Genomic DNA, 19,249 nt, shown 5'->3' on the forward strand with positions numbered 1-19,249 from the left:
CGATCGGCCGCGAGCCCTCCCCGCTCCGGCCGGAGCCAGCCTCCCAACTGGTGTCCCGTATCCTGTTCGCCATTATTACGACCTGCCTCCAAGAACAGGAAAACGGCCCGACGGCTGGGGATAATCCGGCTGCGGCTGCCTGGCGATTGCCGCGATCCGGCTCTCGGCGGCGGCGATCTCGCCGGCGCCGTCGAGAACCCGGAACACGGCATCGTAGGAGCGGCTCTCGCCGTGCTCCAGCCAAATCATCTCGCCGCGTTCGCGCGCCGCCAGATTTCCCAGCACATGATTCGTCGAGGGCTCGATCCCAAGCGCGTACTGCCCGGCCTGGAAATTCTGCCATTGATAGGCGCAGGGCAACTGGTCCTTGCGCGTGACCACCTCGAAGCCGAGGCCGAGCCTGTCGTTGACCACCGCCACCGGCACTTCGCCGGCGCTGTCGGCGCCGAGTTCGTGCTGCCAGACCTGTTCCTTGAACCCCAGTTGCGGCGCCGGCACCGTGCGGTAGCCGACCTTCTGCGCTTCATAGCGCTCGCCGGCATGGCCTGCCCAGATGACGTCGCGGATCGGCGCCAGGTAGCGCGCGCCCTCGTCGAGCACCGGATGGCTGACATTGATGTGGTAGAAATACATATGCGGCGTACGGTTGAAACCGTGATTGACGACACGGTCCGAAAGCCGGATCTCGTTGCCGCCGACATCGGCCTCGATCCGCCGCAGCAGGTGCAGATCCTCGCCGAATACAGTCGATTGCTGGACGATGCCTTCGGCCCACAACACGCAGCGGTCGCCGTCCCAGGTCTCGCCATAGCCGGTCAGCCGCGCCGGGATGGTGCTGACGCGGCCGTGCAGCGAATGGCGCACCATCGTCTTCGGCGGGTAGTTGTAGGTATCGGCCGGTACTTCGTTCATGAACAATATATGGTCGAGGCCGCAGGTCAGCAGAAGGCCGGAAAACGACCGCGCCCACGCCAATCCCTCCTCGCCTTCATACTCGTGCAGGCCGGGATGGCGAAAACCGCTCGGCGAGTGCCAGCCGATCGCCTGGCCTTTGAAGTCGCAGTCGGCGATATCGAGCGCCCGGTCGACCAGCGCGGTGAAGCGCAGGCCGGAGCCGGTGCGGAATTCGAGCATGCGGATGCCGCGCTCGACGCCGTCGCCAAGCGTCATCAGCCGCACGCCGGCGAACTGCGACAGCATGCCGGACCGTTCCGAGACCTGCCGGCGCGACAGCGTCTTGCCGTAAAGCTCTACCATGTGACGGCCAGTTCTTTCACTTTGCTCCCGTCCTTCACTTCGCTCTCGTCTCCTTGAGCAGGGCCGACATGTCGGCGCCGGTGATGATGCTTTCCACGGTCAGCAGATCGGTGTCGGCGACCGTCTGCTCGGCGACGATCTCGCCGCGGCGCATGACGATGATGCGATCGGCGACCTGGAAGACGTGATGGATGTTGTGGGTGATCAAAAGCACCGAGTGACCGGCGTCGCGCACTTCCTTGACGAAGCGCAGCACGCCGTGCGTTTCCTCGACGCCGAGATTGTTGGTCGGCTCGTCGAGGATGATGACCTTGGCGGCAAATTGCATGGCACGCGAAATGGCGATCGATTGGCGCTCGCCGCCCGACAATGTGCTGACCAGCGCATCGGCGTCGAGTTTTTTCGAGATGCCGACGCGCTTCAATAGAGCCGACGCAGCATCGCGCAATCGAGCGAGATCGAGCGGCGCGAACACGCCCAGCCATTTGAGATTGACCGGCTCGCGGCCGAGGAAAAGATTGCGCGCAATGCTGAGATCGGGCGCCAGCGAGGTGTCCTGGTGGATGGTCTCGATGCCGAGATCCATCGCATCGCGTGTCGAGCGGATCGAGACCTTCTGGCCGCGCACATAGATCTCGCCGCGATCGACCGGAAACACGCCCGAGATCGCCTTGATCAGCGTCGATTTGCCGGCGCCGTTGTCACCGAGCAAGGCCACCACTTCGCCCTCGTTGAGCGCGAAGGACGCGTTCTTCAGGGCGCGGACGCTGCCGAAGGACTTTTGCAAATTCTGCAGCCGAAGCACTTCCATGGTCAGCTCCTGGCGGCGTTCTTCTGCAGCAAAGCGTGCAGGATGAGCATGGCAAGGATGATGATGCCGACGAAGATGTTGTAGGCGAGCCCGGGCACGCCGATCAGCACGATGCCGTTGCGGATGCTGCGCAGCATCAGCGCGCCGACGATGGTGCCGAAAATGGTGCCGCGCCCACCGGTCAGCGCGGTGCCGCCGACCACCACCATGGCGATCACTTCGAGCTCGTAGCCGGTGCCTGCCACCGGCGAGGCGGCAGAGATGCGGAAGGCGCTGATCATGCCGGCGAGACCGGCCAGCACCGAGGTGAGGATGAACAGCCAGATCTTAACCGCATCGGCCGGCACGCCGCGCGCCACGGCAGCGTTACGGTTCGAGCCGATAGCACTGATCCAGTTGCCGAGCTTGGCGTAGCGCAGCACATAGATCGCCAGTAGCGACAGGCCAATGAACCACCACAGCGAGGTATAGAAACGGAACGTTCCGATATTGAAGCTGCCGGCCAGCAGCGTCACGAAGAAGCCTGGCTGGTTCCAGGATTTCAGCGGAAAGCCTTGGGTGATGTAAAGCGCTGCCCCACGCACGACGAGCAACATCGACAGTGTCACCAGGAAGGACGAGATCCCGATCTTGGTGACGATCAGGCCGTTGATCGCACCGATCGCTATGCAGAGCAGCAGGCCGGCCAACAGCGCGACGCCAATATCAAACCCGCCGTTCTGCACCAGCAGCATGACGACGACCGGCGCCAGCCCGAACACGGCACCGACCGAAAGGTCGAACTCGCCCGCCGTCAGAAGCAGCGTCATGCCGAGCGCGATGATGCCGAGCTCGGGCAGGAACGCCATCATGTTGGAGATGTTGAGCGGCGACAGGAAATTCGCGTCGGCGATCGCGAACACCGCCAGCAGGACGATCAGGATGACGAGCGAAGAGAACTGCGGCGAGCGCATCAGGCTCGACCTGCGTTTGGTACGCGGCATTTCCTCTTCTGCGGCAATTGTCATGACTGTTTCGACCATATTTCAAGGTGACGCCCGCCGCCTGCGCGGCGAGCGTCAATTTCAATCACTTGTTGTAGAGTTTCAGGATCGGTTCGACGCTCGACGCGTCGTAGAGGCTGAACGTGTGGATGTCGTAGCCGATCGGTTCGCCAGCGGCGGCCAGCCCGAGCAGCGCCACCGGCATGAAGCCTTGCGCCGAGGGAAACTGCCAGGCAGCCGCGTTGATGAACCCAGACTTCACTGACTCGGCCGTTTCCTTCGAATTGCCCCAGCCGACGACCGGGATCTTGCCGGCCGGCACGCCGGCGCCGTCGAACACCCGCTTGACGCTGGCCGCAACGGAATCGCCGAGCGCGATGATCGCCGGCGGGTTGTTGGCCACCATGTAGTCGGTCATCTTGGCGATGATGCCGGCCGGATCGGTGCCGCAATCGACCACATCATATTTGATGCCGAGCGGATCGAAGACGCTGGCAATGCCTTCGGTCTCGAGCTGCTGGTAGCTGGCGCCCGGCACTTCGACCGGCAGGAACACCTTGTCGCCCTGCTTCACCATCTTGTGGTCGACCAGATATTTCGCCCAGATGACACCGGCTTCCTTAAGGTCGGCGCCGACATAGGCCTGCCGGCCGGTTGCCGGATCGTCGGTATTGAAGAACACGATCGGGATGCCGGCCGCCTTGGCTGCCTTGACCTCCTCGGTCCACAGGCCGGGCTGCGCCGAGGTCGTGGCGATGCCGTCCGGTTTGGCGGCGAGTGCCGAGTTGAAGGCTTCCTTCTGCGCCGCCATGTCGCCGCCGCTGAACGAGATCTTGCAGGTCACCTTGAGCTGGTCGCAGGCCTTGGTGGCGCCGGCATTCCAGTCGATCCAGAAGGCATCCGACGGGCCGCCATGCGACAGCAGGTAGAACGTCTTCTGGGCGTCCTGCGCCAGCGCCGGCGTACCCAGCGCAACACCGGCGAGAACCGTCGCCGCGGCAGCGATTTTCAACGCGAATTTCAACATTTCTCTTCCTCCCTTGTTTCGTAGCCGAACCGCGCCATCACAGTCCGTTGGCGCGGAATTTCCCGTCGAGGAATTTCTTGGCACGGGGCACGTCGTCTTCCGAAAGATGCTCGATGATGAGCGGGATGTTCGGATGCTTTTCGGCCAGCCGCTTGAGATAGAGGTCGTAATTCAGCGAACCGAGGCCGGGCGCCGGCAGCTCGATCTCGCCGACGCCGCGGAAGGTGTGGCTCTCCAGCGCGTCCTCGTCGCCGATGTCTGCGTGCTTTTCCGACTTGTCGCCGCCGGAACGCTTGACGTCCTTGGCGTGGGCAATCTTGATCTTGTCGGTCAATGTGTCGAACACCTGGTTCAGGATCTGGTCCATCCTGTCGATGTTGTGCGTTTCGAAATAGTTGGTCGGGTCCATCAGCAGGCCGAGGCCTGGGTGGTCGACCTGCGCGAACATCCTCACCGTCTCCTCGACCGAACCGACGACATTGTTGACATAGGTTTCGAGCAGGAAGACCGCGCCGTGGTCATAGGCGGTCTGGGCAAGGTCGGCGATGACCTTGCGGCATTCCTCAAAACCTTCCTCGGTCTTGTTCTTCGGGTGATGCACCCAGTCGGACTCGGTGTTGTAGGTACCGGTTTCCGAGATCACGTAAGGGGTGCCGAAATGGCGTGCGTTGCGGATGATCTCCTTCAAATAGCCGACGCGCCGCTCGCGCTCGGCCATATCCGGATGGATGATGTTGGTATAGCCCGATACGCAGCAGATCGGCAGATTGTGATCGCGAAACGTATCGCGGACGGTCTTGGCCTTGTCCCTGGTGATCTGCCCGGCCGACAGATCTATGTCCTTGAAATGCAGGTCGAGCTGTACGGTGTTGAAATCGAGCGCACGGATCTTCTGCGCGGTTTCCTTGAGGCCATACGGGAAATAACCCGTGAAAATACCTGCCTGCATCATGGTGTGAAGTCCTCCCTGTAAGTAATTCAGTCAGTTGATATTTCGGAAAGTTTGACTGTCCGGCCCATGTCGATCGAGCGATAGCCGGCTTCGACCAGCGCCATGGTCTTGACGTTGTCGGCGACCGAGAGCGCCGGCGGCTCGCCCGTCTTAACCGCGTGCTGGAGCTGCTCCATGACGCCGATGAAGGCATGCGGGAACCACATCGTATCCCATTTGGGTGTCACCCATTCGCCACCGGTGGTCTCGGTCGAGGCATAGGTCAGCGTCGAGGCAGAACCTGTCGGCCAGCCGATGGTGCCCTTGGCGACGCCCTTGGTGCCGTCGACGCGCCAATTGATGTGCTGGTCGTCCTTGTAGCCCTCCTGGCGCGGACCGGACCAGACATCCTCAAGCGATACGGCGAGCACGCCCGACGGGAACTTTATCGTCGACACGGTGATGCCGTCCGAATGATCGAAGCGGGTGCGCGGATCCTTGCGGGTCAGGCTGGTGATCTCCAAGGGATCGCCGAACAGGAAGCGCAATACGTCGAGATGGTGGACGCTCATATTGGCGAGCGTCAGCCGGTCATAGTCCTCGAGGAAGCTCTGCCAGTGCGGGATCGCATGCATGTCGATCTGGGCGAAAACGATGTCGCCGAGCGCGCCGCTGTCGATGATCTGCTTCAAGACGCGCATCGACTGGTCGTAACGCATGTTCTGGTTGACCGAGAGGATCTTGCCTGCCTTGGCCGCCTCGTCGCGAAGTTTGACTGCCTCTTCAAGGGACAGCGCCAATGGCTTCTGCGCCAGGATCGCCTTGATATGTGCCTGCTTCAGCGCATGGCGGATCAGCGCCGGCTGCTTGTCCGGCGGAAAGGCAAGGTCGATGATCTCGACGTTCTTGTCCTCGATGAGCTGTTCCGGCGTGTCGTGGACGGTTGGGATATCCCAGCGTTTGGCGACCTTCTCGGCGCTGGCCTTGGTCCGCGAGGCAATCGCCACCACGGGGAAACCGGCTTCCTTGTAGGCGGCAAGGTGACATTCGGCCATGATCATGCCGGCGCCGACGCAGCCGATCCTGTATTCTCTGGTGCGGACTTTAACGTCCGGCTCGAAGCCGTTGCCCACCATTTCTTGGCTTGCCATATATTCCTCCCGAAGCTCGTTCCTTGCAGCCACCGTCATCTTGCCAGCGCTCCGCCGCCTTGCCCGAAATAATGCACCCTGCCCGGCTCGCAGGATATCGCCACCATCGCGTCCGGCCTGATGTCCGGCTGGCCGCGCAACAGCGCCCGCAGACGCGCCTGCCCGGCGGCGAGCGTCACAACCGTGTAGCCGCCGAGCGGCTCGACCTCGAACACTCGCGCCGCGCGGCCCGCGCCCCCCTCCGACCAGCCCTTAACCTTGATGTCTTCCGGCCTGAGTCCAATTTCCACGGCATCGGCCGGGGCGCCGGTATCCGCGATGCGGATCGTGCCTTCCGCCGCCTCCACGCCTTCAGCGCCGTGCACCGACTTCAATATATTCATCATCGGCGAGCCGAGCAGCCGCGCCACATAGGTGCTGGTCGGCCGGTCATAGATCTCGGCCGGCGCGCCGATCTGCCTGATCTTGCCGTTCTCCAGTATGGCCATGCGGTCGGCGACCGACATCGCCTCTTCCTGGTCGTGCGTGACATAGATCAGCGTCTTGCCAAGCTCGCGCTGGATGCGCTTGAGCTCGACGCGCGTCTCCTCGCGCAGCCGGGCGTCGAGCGCCGAAATCGGGTCATCCATCAGATAGGCGGCCGGGTCGCGCACCAGCGCGCGGGCAATCGCCACGCGCTGCCGCTCACCTCCGGAAAGCTGTGCCGGCGGCTTGTGCAGGATATGGCCTATATGCAGCTTGGCTGCGACGTCGGCGACGCGCTCTTCGATCTCGGCTTCGGCGACCCGGCGTTCGACCAGCGGAAAGCGGATGTTGTCGCGCGCGCTCATATGCGGAAACAGCGCCAAATTCTGGAACACCATGGCGACGTTGCGGTCGGCCGGCGACACTGTGTTGACCGGCTTTCCGCCGATCAGGATCTCGCCCGCGTCCGGGGTTTCCAGCCCGAGCACCAGACGGAGTATCGTCGACTTGCCCGACAGCGGCGGCCCGAAGAAGCAGAAGAATTCGTTGTCGTTCACCGCGAACGACGCATCGTCGACGGCAAGCGTGCCGCCATAGCGTTTTGTCACATTACGGAAAACGATATCGGCCATCTCAACCTGCTCTCAATGCAAGACCGGAGGCGGCGTCGAAGACGCGCACCGCCTCCGCCGCAGGCGCGACGACAGCTGTCTGCCCGATCGCCAGCCCGACATCATTGTCGAACACCGCCTTCACCGCAGTCTCGCCGTCGCCAAGGTGGATGATGGTGCGCGCGCCGATCCGCTCGACGAAACTCACCGGCATGGACAGGCCACGGCCACCTTCAGCCAGCGTCACCTGCTCCGGTCGAAAGCCATAAAACACCTCGCCGCGCATCCTGGGTACGGCATCGGCGATCTCGACCGGCAGCGGCGGTGTCACGCCGAGCGGGCCGAGATCGATGACCAGACCACGGTCGCTTTCCGCCGGCCTGCCCTTGAGCAGGTTCATGCCCGGCGCGCCGATAAAGCGGGCGACGAAGACATTGGCCGGATTGTTATAGACCTCGAGCGGCGTGCCGACCTGCTGCAGCACGCCGTGGTCCATCACCGCGATGCGGTCGGCCATGGTCATTGCTTCAAGCTGATCGTGGGTGACGTAGACCATGGTCTGCCGGAACTGCCGCTGCAACTGCTTCAGTTCGGTCCGCATCACTGCCCGGAAGGCGGCGTCGACATTGGAAAGCGGCTCGTCGAGCAGGAAGATCGCCGGCTCCATGATCGCCGAACGGCCGATCGCCACCCGCTGCAATATGTTGACCGACAGTCTGTCCGCCTTGCGGTCGAGCAGCGGCGTCAGTTGCAGCATCTCGGCAATGGCGCCGACACGGCGGCCGATCTCGGCCTTTGGTGCGCCGCGCATTTTCGGCCCGTAGGCGAGGTTCTGCCGCACGCTCATATGAGTGAAGATCGCATAGTTCTGGAAGACGAAGCCGACGCCGCGCCGCCCCATCGGCACGCCGGCCATGTCGCGCTCGCCAAACAGGATCTTGCCGCTGGTCGGCCCTTCCATGCCGGCGATCATATTCATCGTCGTCGACTTGCCGCAGCCAGACGGCCCGAGCAGCGCCATGAACTCGCCGTCGGCAATGGCCAGGTCCATCGTCTTCAGCGCGGTGAAGTCGCCGAATTTCTTGACCAGGTTCTGCAGGTGGATGGTGCTCATGCCGCCACCTCGCGTACCCGAGCCATGCATTTCATGGCAAACACCGCAGCGATGGACAGCACGATCAATATGGCCAGCGCGATTGCTGCCACATAGCCCCAGATCAGGTCCTGGGTGGTGAGCTTGTAGATGTAGACGGAGATGGTTTCGGTAGCGACGCCTGGACCGCCGCCGGTCATGATGTAGAGCGTGTCGAAGATCTTGAAGTTCTCGATCACCCGGATCGCCAGCGCGATGATGATGATCGTCTTCATCTTCGGCAGCACGATGGTGACGAAGCGCTGCCAGGGATTGGCGCCAAGCAGCGTCGCCGCCTTGATCTGGTCCTCGGGCACGCCGACCAGGCCGGCAAGCAGGATCAGGAACATCAGCGGCGTCCACTGCCAGATGTCGGCGACCATGACCGCGATGAGGGCCAGCGTCGGGTCCGACAGCCAGGCAATGGTGACAGGAAAGCCTGACAGCGCCGACAGGATGTCGTTGACCGGGCCGCCTGACTGAAACAGCATGAAGAACATGTAGCCGGCCACCGCCGGCACCACCATCATCGGCATCAAGAGGATCGAGTAGAAGATCCGCTTGCCGGGGAACTCGTCGGCAAACAGTGTCGCGAGCGCCAAGCCGAGCAGGAACTCCGCCGGCACGCAGACGATCATGACGATGGCCGTGCGCTTCAGCGCACTCCAGAAGCGCGCATCGGCGGCAAGGTCGGTGTAGTTGGCGAAACTGTTCCACATCGACCAGGCGTTCCACCAGCCGGTGCCCGACAGCGGCGACCAGTCGGTCAGGCTGATGTAGAGCTGCATCAGGAGCGGGAAGACGGCGATGAACAGCACCAGGATCTGCGCCGGCAGCGTCAGCCGGAAGCCGAGCTTTGCGCCCTCGTCCGGCAGCACCGACGCCGCTTTGGAGGCTTGCATGTCGCCCTCCGAAATCGTCGCAGTCACCGCGCTCATTGCTTGAGCGCCCCGAAGGTCAGCCCGCGCACCAGATGGCGCTGGATGGCGATGCCCATGATGACAGGCGGCACTGCGGCTATCAGGCCGAGCGCTGCCTTGGCGCCGTAGAGTTGGCCGGTCATCGAGGAGGACAGCGAGGCCATGTAGACAGGGACCGTCACCCATTCGCGCGTCGTCAGAAGCAGCGCAATCAGATAGTCCGACCAGTTGAGGATGAAGACGAACAGCGCGGCACTGGCCAGCGGCGCGCGCATCATCGGCAGCGTGATGCGCGTGAAGACGCGCCACCGCGAACAGCCCTCGACCAGTGCCGCCTCCTCAATCTCGCGCGGCATGTCGTCGAAGAAGGTCTTCATCAGCCAGAAGGCGAAAGGCAGCGTGACGATGCCGTAGATCAACGACAGCCCCCACCAGCTGTCGGTGAAATTGAGGAAGGCCCACATGATCATCACCGGGGTCATGACCGCCATTGGCGGAAACAGGCGAAGCTGGATCAGCGCCAGCGGCAGGTTCTGGCCCGAGCCGAAGCGCGACAGCCCGTAGGCCGCCGCGGTGCCCGCCGACATGGCGATTGCCGTACCGAATGTGGCCGACAGCAGCGACGACAGGATCGGCTTCAAAGCTGTGCGGTCGAGGGCGACGATCAGATTGTTGGTCGATTCACCGAAGACGAAGCGGAAATTGCTGAGTGTCGGGTTCTTCGGCCACCAGGTCAGGTCGGCGCCGGTCGCCGACCATTCGGCGATCGGCTTGAACGCCATCGACACCATCCACAGGATCGGCACCAGCGTCACCGCCATCGCCGCAAGGATCGCGGCATAGCGGAATATCTCGAAAGGAACTGAACGCTTCATCTTGCGGCTTTGCTGGGTCCTTCGTTGCCGAGGAGAAGAGCGACCGCTCCTCCCCTTCTTGGTAAGATCCTGCGAGGATCAGGCGATCGGATCGAGGACGGTCGGCCAGGCCTCCTTGTTGGTCTTGATGGCTTCGAGAAGCTTCTCCTCGCCGGTGCGGCGGGCAATCTTCTTCCACTCGGCCTCGGTGTCGGCCATCGCCTGCTCGGCTGTCTTGGCCTTGGTCAGCGCGGCGACGAGGTTCTCGTCCAGCGCATTGTGGAAGGCGGTGGCGCCGGGATAGTTGATGGTGGGCACGGTGCGGGCGACCGTCTCGCGCACCACGTCCATGTGGTAGGCGTGATAGGTCTGGCGAACCAGCGGATCCGAGAAATCCGATAGCCGGAACGGATCGAAGTAGCCGCCCGGATTGGCAGTCATCCAGGCGTAGATGCGGCTTGAGCCCAGCCACTGCAGGAACAGGTAGCACGCCTCCGGATTCTTGGCTTGCGAGGACACCGACGCCGACAGATTGAGCCACAGCACCGACCGGCTGACCAGCTTGCCGTCGATTTCGCGGCCGGGCGGCAGCATCGAGCCGATCTTGCCGGTGACAGCTGAATCCTTGTTGCCGGCATTGTCGAGGAATTTCGGCAGATTGGAGAAGGCACAGGTCATGGCCGCGCCGCCCTTGGCGAAATTGCCGTACTGCTCCGGCCAGCCCCAGGAGATCGCATCCGGCGAATGATGCGAGAGCGACGCGATGTACTCGCTGGTCGCCGCGATACCTTGCTCAGAATTGATCAGCGGCTTGCCGGTATCGTCGAACAAGAACTGATTGGGCGAAGCCATTGAGACATAACGCTGATACCAGTTGGTGTAGCCCCAGCCCTGGTTGCGCAGATCGGTCGAGCCGAACAGGCCCTTGTCCGGGCGCTGGAAGAAAGCCGCGATCTCGTCATGCTGCTTCCACGTCTTCGGCGCCGCCAGTTCATAACCGTATTTGTCGGAGAAGGCCTTCTTCTCGTTTGCGTCGCCGAACAGATCGGTACGGTAGACCCAGGTCTGGAAGTCGCCATCCAGTGACACGCCATAGGTCGAGCCGCGATACTGATTGAGCAGCGAGACGCCCTTGGCGCCGTCGACATAGCCGCGCTCGGGATCGTCCCATTCCGGCTTGTATTGCGCGACGAAGTCGTCGAGCTTGAGGATGCCGCCGGTTTCGGCGAGGTCGCCAAGGCGGTTCCATTCGACCGCGTAGATGTCATACGCCCCACCCTTGGTGGAGATGTCCTGCATCGTCTTGGTGAATTCCTGGCCGTTTGGCACACCGACGATTTCCAACGGAATGCCGGTTTCCTTCTCCCAGAGATCCTTGATCGACGGCGCGCCGGCCGGAAACGGCTGGGTTAGCTGGCCGATCGAGCCGTCGGACAGGCCAAGCACGATCTTGGCCGGCGCCTTGCCGGCGCCCTTCATCGCCTTGGCCGCCTCGATGGCGCGGCCCTCCGGCGTATCGGCGCCATATTGATAGCGCTCCGAGCCGTCGAAGCCCGTCGGACCACCGATCATGCCGGGCGCCAGGGCATCGGCCGCATAGGCACGGCTTGGGCGAATGAATTTCGGTGCAATACCTGCGGCGGCAACAAGGACTGCCGCCTTTCCACCGGACGCCAGCAAACGGCGCCGCGACACGCGGATCAAATTCGACATTGGAACTCCTCCCTCAGGGCCTTGTTCCTCGACGGCCCTTATGATGGATATTGACGGCACTATACGAAGGCTGTCAACATCATAAATAATCAATACACCTCATAACATCTCATGGGAGGGGAAGGATGGCGTTTATCAAGGCTCTCACACTGAAGCCGGTGCTTGAATTTGAGGGAGCCCGGCTGCCCACCTCCCCGCTTTGGTCCGCTTGGGCATTTTGGTGTAGCGCAGCGGCTTGCGCATCGGCCAAGGCCGGTTACATCATTTCCCATCAGAATCGCGGACGGCGATGAAGCCGCTCTGCGACATCGGACCCATGAAATGCGTAATCTCGATGCGCCCTTGGCGCATTTTGGAATGAGGTGATCGACAGTGCGGTCCACCCTGACAGACATAGCCCGGGAGGCCGGCGTTTCGGCCGCCACGGTCGACCGTGTGCTCAACAACCGCGCCGGGGTTCGGGCGCGCACCCGCGAGGTCGTGCTCGAAACGGCACAGCGGCTTGGCTATATCGCTGAAAATTCGAATAATCCGAGCTCGCTCAACGCGCTGCGCGGTGAGGTAATACGGCTCGATTTCGCCCTGCCCGCCGGCACCAATTCCTTCATCAAGATGCTACACCGCCAGATCGAGGCGCAGGCGCAGGCGCGGCCCGGCCTCGACGTCCGCGTCGCTACTATCGAAGGCTTCAATCCGGACCGGCTTGCCCGTCTGCTGCAGGAACTGCACGGGCAGACGCAGGGCGTTGGTGTGATCGCGCTCGACCATCCAACTGTGCGTGAGGCGATCCGCTCGCTTTCGGCCAGCGGCGTCAGGGTCGTCACCATCGCTTCCGACATCCTGCATGTGCCGAGGGTTGCCTATATCGGCATCGACAACCGCGCCGCCGGCCGGCTCGCCGGCTACCTGCTCAACCGCTTCATGGGCGCAGGGCGTCCGGGCAAGGTCGCGCTGTTCGCCGGTTCGCTCTCCTACCGCGGCCACGAGGAGCGCGAGATGGGCTTCCGCCACATACTGGCGGAAGAATCGCCCAATCTGCAGATCGTCGAGATGCGCGAGATGCTCGACGACCGGGAGAAGGCCTATTCGGAGGCCTCCGCCCTGCTCGACCGGCACCCGGACCTGGCCGCCATCTACAATGTCGGCGCCGGCAACACCGGCATCGCCCGCGCACTCAAGGAGCGCGGGCGCGCGCTGTCGACGGTCTTTCTCGGCCATGAGGTGACGGAAGGCACCAAGGAGCTTCTGCTCGACGGCACGCTCGACGCGGTCATCGACCAGAACCCGCGTGTCGAAGCCCGCGAGGCGCTCAACACCTTGAGCCATGCGGTCAGGGGCTTGCCTTACGAACTGCACCAGCCACGGCTGCAAGTGATCTTCAGGGAAAGCATCCCGGAGATCTGAAAGAAGGGCCGATGCCGATCATAGATGCGCCGCCCAATACGAACAGCGCCTTCGTCTCCGCCGCCGGCGACGACCGTCTCGGCGGCCAGTGCCTTGAACCCGCAAGACGGCGCAAGGACAGACACGCCATCGGCAGCATAACCGTCATGCTGCCCGATCGAAACCAGCGCATGTGCCCGCGCCGGCTATCACTGCCGACCATGCCATTTCGCCCCTGTGGGTAAGCTTGCTCGCATGGCCGACCGGTTCGGCGTTCGGCTGGTTTGCGGCCGAAGCGGCAGCCGCCACGACGGTGCGCGAACACTGGCGCGGCACGCTGGCGCTCGGCCGCAACGAAACACTGGCGGCAGCCTACTGGCGGCGGGGCGCGGCGGGACTGATGGCCGGCTAGAGCTTGCTCACCATCGCTTGCGCATCTTCGCCCAGACCGATTGCGATCCGGTCGCCGGAGACAATGCCTGACATGTCGCAGACAACCAGCGGCATGCTGATTTCGTAGAGGAATTCGGCAACGATGGCGCCGACGGCAAGGATCGGGTCCGGCCGCTCCAGGATAATGCCGGCCGGCGCCGTGCCTCTGCGGATCGCTTCGGCCAGAACCGAAGACGAGGACGACGACCCTCGCCCGCTCGGCATCACCAGGATCTTGCCGGCGATATTGCCGCCCAGGTCCGGATGCGAATGGTCGATGATGTCGCCCGTTTCGACGTCGATCCCGCCCCAGAAGCTGAGCGCCTGCGAAAGCACCAGCGCTGGGCCTTGTGCCGAGCCGGCAAGGTGGAATGTACCGGTTCTGGCCGGCGTCTTCATGGCGCGCCTCGCACGACGCGGCCGGCCGCAGCCGAGCGGACGCAGTCTTCCATGTCACCGAAGGCCACCGAGACACCGATATTGCCAGGTGCGTAATGCGCCCATTTGCCCGAATTGGTCATCACCACGCCATCGAGACGCTCGAGGATCGACGTGACATAGGTGCAGGTGTCGGTGACCGGAACGAGGCCGAAGGCTTCCATGCCGGCCAGTGCGCCTTCGTCCTGCAGCCGCATCAGCGTCGCGCGCCCTGTGTTGACATAGATTGGGATACCCTTGCCTGGACCGACTTCGCGCAGCAGCGGCAACAGGCGCATCCATTCGTCATAGGAGAAATGCGGCGTGCCTAACGACACGGCTGCAACCTGCACGCCGTCGGGGACGCTCGACAGCCTGGCCAGCGCATGGTGGATGTCAGCGCGAGAGATCCGGATTTTTTCCTCCGGCGCCAGGCCGTGCAACGCCTCATCCGGCGTCTTCGCCTCCGGCGTGATGCCGACGGCATGAAACAGCGCCACGGCACCCGTCGTTGCCGCCGCCGCCCCCAGCGCCTTCAATTGGTCCTCGTCGCGCGGCTGCGGCAGGCCCGATATGACAGGGATGCGGTCGCGAGCCCTTTGCCCGACAAGTAGTCCGACACCCACGAACAGGGCGTCGCTGGTCTCGAGACCGCCAGTCAGCTCGAACAGGACCTGGCCGCGTCGATTTTCACTCAGATGCAGCCCCCATGCCGGCGCGCGCCCGGTCATTGCGCAGCACAAATCGATAAAATCGCCATAGCGGTTGGTCCGCGCGCCGATCACCGAATTGGCAAAGACGATGGCGTTGGATTCACCCCAGGCGATCTGCTCGCCGAACCTTGGCCGGAACCGGGTCTGATAGGGTGCGCAGGTGAAGGTCGCCTGGCAGCCGAGTTCCAGATGCGCCTTCATCAGGCGTCGCGCCGGCGTTTCTTGCGACACCGGCATCTTCACCAATCCGGGATGGATGAGGTCGAACGAACCGACATTCAGCGTCGTCGGCACCCGAACGCGGCCGCCGCCCTCGATCAGCCTTTCGACGAAATCGAGGCTGGCCTGGCCGTGATAGAGGCAGCCGTCGATATGGGCACCGGCAATGTCCAGCAATTTGCGCGCGCCGACCGCCTTCGCGAAAGCGACCAGGATCTTCATGGCGGCAGCCGCTGCCGAGCCTTGCTCGCCATGCAGCATCGACTGGTCGCCGCCCGTCAATTCCAGCGTCATCGGCAAATTCCCGAGCCCACACTATGCCGATCGAGCACTCCCTGATTGCGGAGCGTCTGGCAAGACAGAGCTTTGGATCTCTTCTACTTCGCGGCGATCAGCGGACCAGACGTTCACAGCTCATCGCGAAGCAAGAGAGTCGCGAAGCACGGTCGCAGAGCGGGCGATCGCCGCGGAAACGACGCTATTCCTTCTGGGGCACCCCGTCGACTGCCCCGTCGCCATCTGCAGAATGCGGCAGGATGCCGAAGTCGCGCGACTTGGTCCCGTGCGCCGCCGTCAGGAAACCATCGGCTGTGAGGCCTCGCCTCAAAAGTTCCCGTATCGCGGCCGACCGGCTCGGCATGCGCTTGTCGAAGCGCCAGTTCTCCAACGCCGCCAGTTCATCGACGGTCAGCATGATCTGCAATCGTTCCGGGCGTTCCAGTTCGGACATCTCGGCCTCCAGTCATACCAGCCTAAATGCAGCTGAGTTAGTATGTTCCTACTTTTCTGTAGAGTTAGGTACGTGAGCAGAATGCGTCAAGGCCTTCAGATCAGCGAGTCATGCAGAAGTCCGATGAAGCGGATCAAGCATCAAATGGACAATCAACAAAATACGCTAACTATTTGACATAAAATGAGTTTTTAAGGAATTTCGCTTGCCAATCGCGAATCCTGGGCGCATCGTAGAACACGAGGGACAAACCGCTCCTGAAGGGAAGGTTTTCCATGCGCTACGGATTTTCGGTTCGCCTGCACGAAGACGTCAGTTCCCGAGTTCGGGCTACATTGCGGTCCGGGATTGCCATCAATCTGACTGCTGTCGCCGAAGCCGCGCGACTGCAGAACCTCGCCGAGAATGTTGCGCGCGAAGACATCGAATGGCTCGTCATGCAAGCAGCCCAGCTCTACGGGGCGGCTATCGAGTTCGACGGCTTCGCGGAAACCGATCTGACGGAGTTCGCGTGCCCCGAACTGATGCAAAGCAGTCCCGCGCCGGGCTGGGACGCCTTGGAAGACGGAGCGTCCGCTTCGCCGGATCCTGGCCGTCAAACGCATTGAGGCGCGTGCTCGTGTGAGCCCCCGCCATGCTGCCGCCACGTGCAAGGCGGTAAGTAGCCCGCCATTGGGATGGCGGGCTTGGCGCCGACCAATCTCGCGCCTGAATATGAGCTCTGCACTGGCAGGCACGAGGAATGGCTGTTGCCATTGCCTTGGGCAGGGCAGTTCCGCCGTGACCGGACCGATCCGGACAAGGCGGCCGGGCCTATACCATGAACGTAGCCTATGATGGATCTGAATTCTGCCGTTTGGACGCGTTCAATCCAAGTCTGCCTAAATCCGCTCGAGTTCACGCTTTGCGTGGTCGCGCCTTGGATTTGGTTTCCTCCTTGGCGGCCGGCTTAGCTTTCGGCTTCGGCCGGCTGGCGGTCTTCTCTTTCGCGGCGATTTCCGTGTCGATTTCGGCGGTAGCCTGATCCCAATGCTGCTGATGCGCCCCATCGGGCCTGCCTGCCTGTTCCCAGATCGCGTGTGCCCGCTGGCGAATCCGTTCCTGCCTGTCCGTCACTGATACCTCCGTCGGCTCGGTTCATGCGTAAGCAACCTTGTTCTAGCTGAAATTTCGACCCGCGTCTTGAGCGGCAGGCAACACCGTTATTGAACCTCTCTGTCACACAGGACAGCAACGCCGAGGAGCGCCGCCTTCTTGATGATCAACCCTTCAAGGTCGGCGTCCGAGCGCTCCGTTCCGGTGCGTTTGCGCAACAGTGCGATCGCCGCCTTCATCGACAGCAGGCCATCGCCTCGTTCAGCAAGCAGTTTGTCGACGGCGGCGGCCACGTTGACCGGCTCGACATGCGGCAGCATGGGAATGGCTCCTTTCCTTGTTTCGAGACGACAGCGGCTCCATCCCGATCGCTCGGGATGGAGCTCTGATTTGGTTATTAGACCGTGACCTTTCCAAACCCGGTTCGCGGTTTGGCAACGCCGATCACTCGATGACCTGCACGATCTTGCGGGTGCCTGGGTCGACGAGCACGGTGCGATTGCCGACGACGACGTATCTGTACCGCACGTCTGGAACATCGATCGGTTGCAGCTCGACCGTATCGGGCAACGTGGAACCGATATTGAGCTCCACCCCCAGAAGACTGATCGACGCAAGCGGGTGCTTGTGGACGTATTCGCGGATGACCGTCTGCTGTTCGGGCGTGACAATCACCTGGTCCGCGGTGGCCACGCCGACGCCGGCAAGCAACGCCAATCCCGCCGCAGCAGGAACAAGGTGGATTTTCATCGTCTACTCCTGTTGTTACGGGCCTCGCCCTTACAATTGCGACGCGGCATTCCGGTCGAAGCGGCGAACCCTCTAGGCAAACGCCCACGCCACCTTGTTGTTCCGTAAGTGGCGGCTAATCGAACAGCGGTGAAGTGCCCGCGCGATGCGGCGAATGGACTGCGAATGAACTGCGGTGGCCCGCGTCGCAAGACGCGGGCCGATCGGTTTCCCGATCAGCAGCGATACCGGAGGGGGGTGATATCTACTGCGTCTGAAATAACATTTAGGACAAGCTAATGTTCCTAAGCGAGTGCAACAAACCTGCCGGCGCAAGCGGCGCGAAGTTGCCGCTCGTCGCTGCTACTGCTTTGGCGGCTGTGGCGGCACCTCGCCGGGCTTGATCACCGGGGTCCTGCCCTCGTCCGGCGGTGGCGCCGCCATGCCCTGATCGCCCGTTGGCGGGGGCTTCAGGACCCCACCGCATGGCTCGAGCGTATCGGACAAATTGTTGCCGGCCGGCTTCTGCTGCTCGCTGTTCTTGTCGGGCAGCTCGACTTTGCAGCGGTCGGATTGCGCCTGTTCGCCCGGCTGCGCGGCCGCCGGCACCGCCAGCAGCAGCGCACCTAGCATATACGGCAAGAAAATGAGCGGTCTCATGTCGAGCTCCTTTCGCGCCAGTATCTTCTGAATGTGAAGGGCGGCAGGCGCGATTGGTTCCGTCGTGCGGCAATGCGCCCGGACCGCAGTGGCCTGGGAACCGGCCGCCAGACTTATGAGTTCAACCACTGAGCCAATTCAGGGCCGCTGACATTATGGAGAACCGGCGATGGAACCGCGCAGGAAAGAACGAACCGACGACGAGACGGAGAGCCCGACCATCCAGCAGCAGGACTGGGACGCCATCCGGAGCGGGAGAATCCTCCCTGATGGCGTGCCGCAAAACGGCGACATTCGCTATGACGTCGAGAAAAGCGGCGAACTGCCGGAGGAGGACGACGATAACGCTTACCAGGAAAGCGACGAGGCCTTGCCGGACGACACCGATGAACGCGTCATTTCGCACGATCTCCAACGGGAAGGTGGTCCTTTCGACGAGGAATGAGCCACCGCCTTCCGCATTCTGCATCGGCGGTCGGATGAAAAACACTTGCTTTCAGTCCGGGAGGTCGAAGACCGGATCCTGGCAGCGATAGACCGGACATTGACCGTCACGCGTCTTGATATAAGCGGCGCGCGGCACCTGCGGCCAGTCGCATTCATTGCCGAATTGGCGGACGTATCGGTCGTAGGTGTTCTGGCCGGTGGTCAGCACCACCGAGCGATGCCTCTGGATCAGAAGCTGTGTCTGTTCGCACGTCATCGCGCGGCTGTCCGGCCGGGCGTGGGCCGTCGCGGCAAACAGAAGCGCCCCGGCTGTCAGGACTGCCGCTTGTGTCAGGACCTTGGCAAGCATGACACCATCTCCCATGCCTAACGCGCATCTTGGTCGGGCAGCGCCGGATCGAGCCGCCCTGTCGCGAAAGAAAGATCGTACAGAATGCGAGGGAAAATGCAAAAAGCCCGCCGCACCGTTTGGTGGGGGGGGGGCCAACTGCACGGGACTATTTAGTCCTGTGGCGTATAAACAACTCCGCGCCCCCGAGACCAGGAGAAATATGGGTTGGCGGGGTGTG

General features: G+C 62.7%; 24 protein-coding genes. 5 read left to right on the forward strand and 19 right to left on the reverse strand.

Annotated elements, in window-relative coordinates; all coding sequences use genetic code 11:
* Positions 1-75 precede the first annotated feature (75 nt).
* From NKK47_RS28515 to NKK47_RS28565, 11 genes are all read right to left on the reverse strand, one after another.
* Positions 76-1,257, reverse strand: coding sequence for an aldose 1-epimerase family protein (locus NKK47_RS28515; protein ID WP_352579110.1), 1,182 nt, complete (start codon positions 1,255-1,257; stop codon positions 76-78).
* A 34-nt stretch (positions 1,258-1,291) separates the two neighbouring features.
* On the reverse strand, positions 1,292-2,074 hold the full coding sequence (locus NKK47_RS28520) for an ATP-binding cassette domain-containing protein (protein WP_352579121.1): 783 nt from the start codon (positions 2,072-2,074) through the stop codon (positions 1,292-1,294).
* Positions 2,071-3,075, reverse strand: coding sequence for an ABC transporter permease (locus NKK47_RS28525; RefSeq protein ID WP_352579111.1), 1,005 nt, complete (start codon positions 3,073-3,075; stop codon positions 2,071-2,073). The genes NKK47_RS28520 and NKK47_RS28525 overlap by 4 nt, the downstream gene beginning before the upstream one ends.
* Positions 3,076-3,136: 61 nt before the next feature.
* Entirely contained in the window at positions 3,137-4,078 is a 942-nt protein-coding gene (locus NKK47_RS28530; RefSeq protein ID WP_023675781.1) for a sugar ABC transporter substrate-binding protein, read from the reverse strand.
* Positions 4,079-4,115: 37 nt separating this feature from the next.
* Positions 4,116-5,030: a sugar phosphate isomerase/epimerase family protein gene (locus NKK47_RS28535; RefSeq protein WP_352579112.1), complete on the reverse strand. Its 915-nt coding sequence runs from the start codon at positions 5,028-5,030 to the stop codon at positions 4,116-4,118.
* A gap of 26 nt (positions 5,031-5,056) precedes the next feature.
* Positions 5,057-6,145: a Gfo/Idh/MocA family protein gene (locus NKK47_RS28540; RefSeq protein ID WP_352579122.1), complete on the reverse strand. Its 1,089-nt coding sequence runs from the start codon at positions 6,143-6,145 to the stop codon at positions 5,057-5,059.
* Between the two features lie 50 nt (positions 6,146-6,195).
* The gene (locus NKK47_RS28545) at positions 6,196-7,257 is read right to left on the reverse strand and encodes an ABC transporter ATP-binding protein (RefSeq protein ID WP_352579113.1); all 1,062 of its coding nucleotides are present in this window, start codon (positions 7,255-7,257) and stop codon (positions 6,196-6,198) included.
* 1 nt (position 7,258) lies between these two features.
* Positions 7,259-8,350: an ABC transporter ATP-binding protein gene (locus tag NKK47_RS28550; RefSeq protein WP_352579114.1), complete on the reverse strand. Its 1,092-nt coding sequence runs from the start codon at positions 8,348-8,350 to the stop codon at positions 7,259-7,261.
* On the reverse strand, positions 8,347-9,306 hold the full coding sequence (locus tag NKK47_RS28555; protein ID WP_352579115.1) for a carbohydrate ABC transporter permease: 960 nt from the start codon (positions 9,304-9,306) through the stop codon (positions 8,347-8,349). Before NKK47_RS28555 ends, NKK47_RS28550 begins: the two co-directional genes overlap by 4 nt.
* Positions 9,303-10,163, reverse strand: coding sequence for a carbohydrate ABC transporter permease (locus NKK47_RS28560; protein ID WP_254820511.1), 861 nt, complete (start codon positions 10,161-10,163; stop codon positions 9,303-9,305). The genes NKK47_RS28555 and NKK47_RS28560 overlap by 4 nt, the downstream gene beginning before the upstream one ends.
* A 78-nt stretch (positions 10,164-10,241) precedes the next feature.
* Complete coding sequence (locus tag NKK47_RS28565; protein ID WP_352458310.1) at positions 10,242-11,855, reverse strand: extracellular solute-binding protein; 1,614 nt, start codon at positions 11,853-11,855, stop codon at positions 10,242-10,244.
* A 372-nt stretch (positions 11,856-12,227) separates the two neighbouring features.
* Here NKK47_RS28565 and NKK47_RS28570 point away from each other — a divergent pair, with 372 nt between their 5' ends.
* The 3 genes from NKK47_RS28570 to NKK47_RS28580 are packed head-to-tail and all read left to right on the forward strand — an operon-like array spanning position 12,228 to position 13,650.
* Positions 12,228-13,259, forward strand: coding sequence for a LacI family DNA-binding transcriptional regulator (locus tag NKK47_RS28570; protein WP_352579116.1), 1,032 nt, complete (start codon positions 12,228-12,230; stop codon positions 13,257-13,259).
* 11 nt (positions 13,260-13,270) lie between these two features.
* Complete coding sequence (locus NKK47_RS28575) at positions 13,271-13,483, forward strand: hypothetical protein (protein WP_023675774.1); 213 nt, start codon at positions 13,271-13,273, stop codon at positions 13,481-13,483.
* Between the two features lie 2 nt (positions 13,484-13,485).
* A complete protein-coding gene (locus tag NKK47_RS28580; RefSeq protein WP_023675773.1) occupies positions 13,486-13,650 on the forward strand; it encodes an SIP domain-containing protein in 165 nt (54 codons plus the stop codon).
* Here the strand turns inward: NKK47_RS28580 and NKK47_RS28585 are convergent.
* The 3 genes from NKK47_RS28585 to NKK47_RS28595 form a co-directional block, all read right to left on the reverse strand.
* Positions 13,647-14,069 carry an aconitase X swivel domain-containing protein gene (locus tag NKK47_RS28585; RefSeq protein WP_352458313.1) on the reverse strand — a complete coding sequence of 141 codons (423 nt, stop codon included), beginning with the start codon at positions 14,067-14,069 and terminating at the stop codon, positions 13,647-13,649. The genes NKK47_RS28580 and NKK47_RS28585 overlap by 4 nt on opposite strands.
* Positions 14,066-15,313, reverse strand: coding sequence for an aconitase X (locus NKK47_RS28590; RefSeq protein WP_352579117.1), 1,248 nt, complete (start codon positions 15,311-15,313; stop codon positions 14,066-14,068). Before NKK47_RS28590 ends, NKK47_RS28585 begins: the two co-directional genes overlap by 4 nt.
* 184 nt (positions 15,314-15,497) lie before the next feature.
* Positions 15,498-15,749, reverse strand: coding sequence for a hypothetical protein (locus NKK47_RS28595; protein ID WP_352579118.1), 252 nt, complete (start codon positions 15,747-15,749; stop codon positions 15,498-15,500).
* A 275-nt stretch (positions 15,750-16,024) separates the two neighbouring features.
* Between NKK47_RS28595 and NKK47_RS28600 the strand changes: the two genes are divergently transcribed.
* Positions 16,025-16,357, forward strand: a complete 333-nt coding sequence (locus NKK47_RS28600; protein WP_352458316.1) for a hypothetical protein — start codon at positions 16,025-16,027, stop codon at positions 16,355-16,357.
* Positions 16,358-16,646: 289 nt separating this feature from the next.
* On the opposite strand, the gene NKK47_RS28605 is transcribed toward NKK47_RS28600, so the two are convergent.
* The 4 genes from NKK47_RS28605 to NKK47_RS28620 form a co-directional block, all read right to left on the reverse strand.
* A complete protein-coding gene (locus NKK47_RS28605; protein ID WP_352458317.1) occupies positions 16,647-16,865 on the reverse strand; it encodes a DUF2934 domain-containing protein in 219 nt (72 codons plus the stop codon).
* 86 nt (positions 16,866-16,951) lie between these two features.
* The gene (locus NKK47_RS28610; RefSeq protein WP_352458318.1) at positions 16,952-17,164 is read right to left on the reverse strand and encodes a hypothetical protein; all 213 of its coding nucleotides are present in this window, start codon (positions 17,162-17,164) and stop codon (positions 16,952-16,954) included.
* 124 nt (positions 17,165-17,288) lie between these two features.
* Positions 17,289-17,594 (reverse strand): DUF1236 domain-containing protein, encoded by a 306-nt coding sequence (locus tag NKK47_RS28615; protein ID WP_023675766.1) that lies wholly within the window; start codon positions 17,592-17,594, stop codon positions 17,289-17,291.
* 342 nt (positions 17,595-17,936) lie between these two features.
* Positions 17,937-18,233: a hypothetical protein gene (locus NKK47_RS28620; protein WP_352458319.1), complete on the reverse strand. Its 297-nt coding sequence runs from the start codon at positions 18,231-18,233 to the stop codon at positions 17,937-17,939.
* A 169-nt stretch (positions 18,234-18,402) separates the two neighbouring features.
* Here NKK47_RS28620 and NKK47_RS28625 point away from each other — a divergent pair, with 169 nt between their 5' ends.
* Entirely contained in the window at positions 18,403-18,678 is a 276-nt protein-coding gene (locus NKK47_RS28625; RefSeq protein WP_352579119.1) for a hypothetical protein, read from the forward strand.
* Between the two features lie 51 nt (positions 18,679-18,729).
* Here the strand turns inward: NKK47_RS28625 and NKK47_RS28630 are convergent, their stop codons facing one another.
* On the reverse strand, positions 18,730-19,029 hold the full coding sequence (locus tag NKK47_RS28630) for a hypothetical protein (protein WP_023675763.1): 300 nt from the start codon (positions 19,027-19,029) through the stop codon (positions 18,730-18,732).
* Positions 19,030-19,249: the final 220 nt, after the last annotated feature.

This window comes from Mesorhizobium sp. M0019 (assembly GCF_040323975.1).
GTDB lineage: Bacteria > Pseudomonadota > Alphaproteobacteria > Rhizobiales > Rhizobiaceae > Mesorhizobium.

Coding starts and splice junctions, on each gene's coding strand:
- NKK47_RS28515 (WP_352579110.1), bottom strand. CDS start 1,257: ATGGTAGAGCTTTACGGCAAGACGCTGTCGCGCCGGCAGGTCTCGGAA.
- NKK47_RS28525 (WP_352579111.1), bottom strand. CDS start 3,075: ATGACAATTGCCGCAGAAGAGGAAATGCCGCGTACCAAACGCAGGTCG.
- NKK47_RS28530 (WP_023675781.1), bottom strand. CDS start 4,078: ATGTTGAAATTCGCGTTGAAAATCGCTGCCGCGGCGACGGTTCTCGCC.
- NKK47_RS28535 (WP_352579112.1), bottom strand. CDS start 5,030: ATGATGCAGGCAGGTATTTTCACGGGTTATTTCCCGTATGGCCTCAAG.
- NKK47_RS28540 (WP_352579122.1), bottom strand. CDS start 6,145: ATGGTGGGCAACGGCTTCGAGCCGGACGTTAAAGTCCGCACCAGAGAA.
- NKK47_RS28545 (WP_352579113.1), bottom strand. CDS start 7,257: ATGGCCGATATCGTTTTCCGTAATGTGACAAAACGCTATGGCGGCACG.
- NKK47_RS28550 (WP_352579114.1), bottom strand. CDS start 8,350: ATGAGCACCATCCACCTGCAGAACCTGGTCAAGAAATTCGGCGACTTC.
- NKK47_RS28555 (WP_352579115.1), bottom strand. CDS start 9,306: ATGAGCGCGGTGACTGCGACGATTTCGGAGGGCGACATGCAAGCCTCC.
- NKK47_RS28560 (WP_254820511.1), bottom strand. CDS start 10,163: ATGAAGCGTTCAGTTCCTTTCGAGATATTCCGCTATGCCGCGATCCTT.
- NKK47_RS28565 (WP_352458310.1), bottom strand. CDS start 11,855: ATGTCGAATTTGATCCGCGTGTCGCGGCGCCGTTTGCTGGCGTCCGGT.
- NKK47_RS28575 (WP_023675774.1), top strand. CDS start 13,271: ATGCCGATCATAGATGCGCCGCCCAATACGAACAGCGCCTTCGTCTCC.
- NKK47_RS28585 (WP_352458313.1), bottom strand. CDS start 14,069: ATGAAGACGCCGGCCAGAACCGGTACATTCCACCTTGCCGGCTCGGCA.
- NKK47_RS28590 (WP_352579117.1), bottom strand. CDS start 15,313: ATGACGCTGGAATTGACGGGCGGCGACCAGTCGATGCTGCATGGCGAG.
- NKK47_RS28595 (WP_352579118.1), bottom strand. CDS start 15,749: ATGTCCGAACTGGAACGCCCGGAACGATTGCAGATCATGCTGACCGTC.
- NKK47_RS28600 (WP_352458316.1), top strand. CDS start 16,025: ATGCGCTACGGATTTTCGGTTCGCCTGCACGAAGACGTCAGTTCCCGA.
- NKK47_RS28610 (WP_352458318.1), bottom strand. CDS start 17,164: ATGCTGCCGCATGTCGAGCCGGTCAACGTGGCCGCCGCCGTCGACAAA.
- NKK47_RS28615 (WP_023675766.1), bottom strand. CDS start 17,594: ATGAAAATCCACCTTGTTCCTGCTGCGGCGGGATTGGCGTTGCTTGCC.
- NKK47_RS28620 (WP_352458319.1), bottom strand. CDS start 18,233: ATGAGACCGCTCATTTTCTTGCCGTATATGCTAGGTGCGCTGCTGCTG.
- NKK47_RS28625 (WP_352579119.1), top strand. CDS start 18,403: ATGGAACCGCGCAGGAAAGAACGAACCGACGACGAGACGGAGAGCCCG.
- NKK47_RS28630 (WP_023675763.1), bottom strand. CDS start 19,029: ATGCTTGCCAAGGTCCTGACACAAGCGGCAGTCCTGACAGCCGGGGCG.